3 protein-coding genes are annotated in these 2,644 nt (G+C 29.2%); 2 read left to right on the top strand and 1 reads right to left on the bottom strand.

All coding sequences use genetic code 11. The features are described from left to right. Positions 1-2: 2 nt before the first annotated feature. Positions 3-653 carry a MurR/RpiR family transcriptional regulator gene (locus tag ACMOUI_RS13405; protein ID WP_418966193.1) on the bottom strand — a complete coding sequence of 217 codons (651 nt, stop codon included), beginning with the start codon at positions 651-653 and terminating at the stop codon, positions 3-5. Positions 654-693: 40 nt separating this feature from the next. Between ACMOUI_RS13405 and ACMOUI_RS13410 the strand changes: the two genes are divergently transcribed. Continuing rightward, entirely contained in the window at positions 694-1,308 is a 615-nt protein-coding gene (locus ACMOUI_RS13410) for a hypothetical protein (RefSeq protein WP_418966194.1), read from the top strand. A gap of 15 nt (positions 1,309-1,323) precedes the next feature. Then, entirely contained in the window at positions 1,324-2,616 is a 1,293-nt protein-coding gene (locus tag ACMOUI_RS13415; protein WP_418966195.1) for a PTS sugar transporter subunit IIC, read from the top strand. The last annotated feature ends 28 nt before the right edge of the window (positions 2,617-2,644 follow it).

Consider the following 2,644-nt stretch of genomic DNA (forward strand, 5'->3'; position numbering starts at 1 on the left):
GATTATAGTCTTTTCAAGATTTCTTCAAAAATAGTTATTACGTCTGCGAAAAAAATATCACTGTTAGATATTAGACTTACATCAGAGACAGATTCAATAGTGGTATCTTTTTTTCCAATAAAACTGATACTTTTAATTTGATTTCTATTGGCTATTTTAAGAATATCAATTACAGATTCAGTTTCCCCTGATTGAGAGAGAGTAATCAAGATAACATCTTTGGTAAAAGAGGTTTCAAGTAGCTGTATATGTCCATTGGAGATACTTCTAATTCCTAAAAGGGCTAGTCTTTCATTCATATATGAAGAGATGTTATTGGCTATTCCCGTAGAAGTAAACATAAAAAGTTTATCTTTATTCTGCTTAAATAGGGATATTGCTTTTTTAAATGAATCATTCTCTTCAAGAGGATAATTTTTAGAAATTAAAGAGTTATTATTTGTTTTTAAAAAGTAAATAAAATTAGAGTAGCTAGTATAGCCTATTTTATTCACACATTTATAGATAACAGATGTGGAAGTAAAATTTTCCAAAGCTACATTCCTAATGGAAATTCTTTTTTTATCTTGAATATTTTGAACTATAAACTCTAGAATACTTTTTTCTAAAATTGTTAATTTGTGTTTTTTACAAATATAATTTACATCAATCATTAACATCACCAATAATATTATATATCATAAAGGAGAAAAAATGGAAAAGAAATTTTTACAAGACCCTTGGGCAAGAGTTACAACAAGAAATGGTTTAGTGGGAGATGAAGTTATTTCAGCTCTTCAAAAATCTATAAGAAGAGGAAAGGTAGAAGCAGCATGCGAGTTTGCTTATGAAATGTATATAACTTCTCCACAGATGGAGGAAAAACTTTGGAGAAGATTAGTTGCAATATCTGTGGAAGATATAGGCATGGGAGATCCTATGGCAGCCATTCTAATAAATAACTTAAAAGAGATGAGAAAAGAATATGCTTATGCAGATGGAGATAGACCAATATTTTTCATTCATGCAATTAGATATCTTTGTAACTGTGAGAAGGATAGATCAAGTGATCTATTAAAAAATATTGTTATTAAGGGATTTGCAATGGGATATGTTCCTGAGATACCTGATTACGCTTTAGATAAGCATACAACAAGAGGTGCAGAGATGGGAAGAGATTCATTCCATTTTCTAAATGAAGCTAGTATGGTAATACCTCAAAAAGAAGTGGATAATAACTATAAAGAGCAATATAACGAAATTCTAAAGAGATATAATCCTAAAGAAGTAGTAACATCGGCATTTAAGTATAATCCGTGGCAAGAATAGGTTTTTGGGGGGAAAATGGAAAATAAATTTTTGAATAAATTGGAAAAAATACTTTTACCCATAGGGGATAAAATAGGTAATCAAAAACATTTGGCAGCAATTTCTACTGGAATGATGATGACACTTTCTTTGATAGTGGTTGGTTCATTATTTTTGATATTGGCTAATCCACCTATAAATATTGATTTAGTAGACCCTGAAACACAAAATATATTTTTAAAATTCATGTTAAGTTGGAAAACATTTGCTGTAGAAAATTATGCTATTTTGACAAAACCATTTAACTTTACAATGGGTATAGTGGGACTAATGACATCATTTACTATAGCCTATGCACTATCTGGAAACTATGGACTAAATAGATCAACTTCTGGACTAATATCAATGATTATATTTTTACTGGTAGCTGCTCCAATTGAAAACAACTCTATAGTTATGACTTATTTGGGAGCTGATGGACTATTTATTGCGATTATTTTAAGTCTTTTAACAGTTGAAATAACAGTACTTATTGAAAAGTTAGATTGGAAATTTAAAGGTGAACATATACCACCAGCGGTTTTATCTTTTATGAATGCGCTTATTCCGCTTTTAATAAATATTATTGTAATATATGGTTTAAGTATAGTAATTTTTGCGTATACAGGAAAGGATATTCCAAGCTTAATAATGATGATATTAACACCAGCATTAACAATTGGAAATAACATTTGGGGATATGTGGCAATTGTTGTTTTCGGAAATCTTTTATGGCTGTTTGGAATAAATGGAACATCCATAATATTTCCACTTGTATTTTCTCTTGGGATAGCTAACACTGGAATCAATGCAGAGTTGATAAAGTCTGGACAGGAACCACAGATGTTAATGAACTTACAGATGTTTAGAATAGCTATATTAGGTGGAGCAGGAAATACAATAGGATTAGTTATTCTTATGATGAGAAGTAGATCTCAGCAGCTTAAATCAATAGGTAAACTATCATTTATACCAGGAATATGTGGGATAAATGAACCTGTAATTTTTGGAACACCAATTATTTTAAATCCTATATTGGCCATTCCATTTTTATTTATGCCAATATTGAGTTTATCTTTAACTTATATTGCTCAGAAAGTAAATTTAATATCTATGGGATATATAGTTGATCCATCATTTGCACCATTCTTTGTTCAAGGATATCTATCATCTATGGATATAAGAAACTTAATATTTACACTGCTTATAGCTGTATTAAGTATTGTTGTTTATTACCCATTTTTTAAGATTCATGAAAAACATATGTTAGAAGTTGAAAAATCTATATAAAAATAATTTTGAAAATTTTTTTTTATTT

The sequence above is a fragment of the Cetobacterium sp. genome, assembly GCF_048470075.1.
GTDB lineage: Bacteria > Fusobacteriota > Fusobacteriia > Fusobacteriales > Fusobacteriaceae > Cetobacterium_A.

Bases quoted from the DNA above. Each gene is read 5' to 3' on its own strand.
- ACMOUI_RS13415 (WP_418966195.1), top strand. From the start codon at position 1,324: ATGGAAAATAAATTTTTGAATAAATTGGAAAAAATACTTTTACCCATA.
- ACMOUI_RS13405 (WP_418966193.1), bottom strand. From the start codon at position 653: ATGATTGATGTAAATTATATTTGTAAAAAACACAAATTAACAATTTTA.
- ACMOUI_RS13410 (WP_418966194.1), top strand. From the start codon at position 694: ATGGAAAAGAAATTTTTACAAGACCCTTGGGCAAGAGTTACAACAAGA.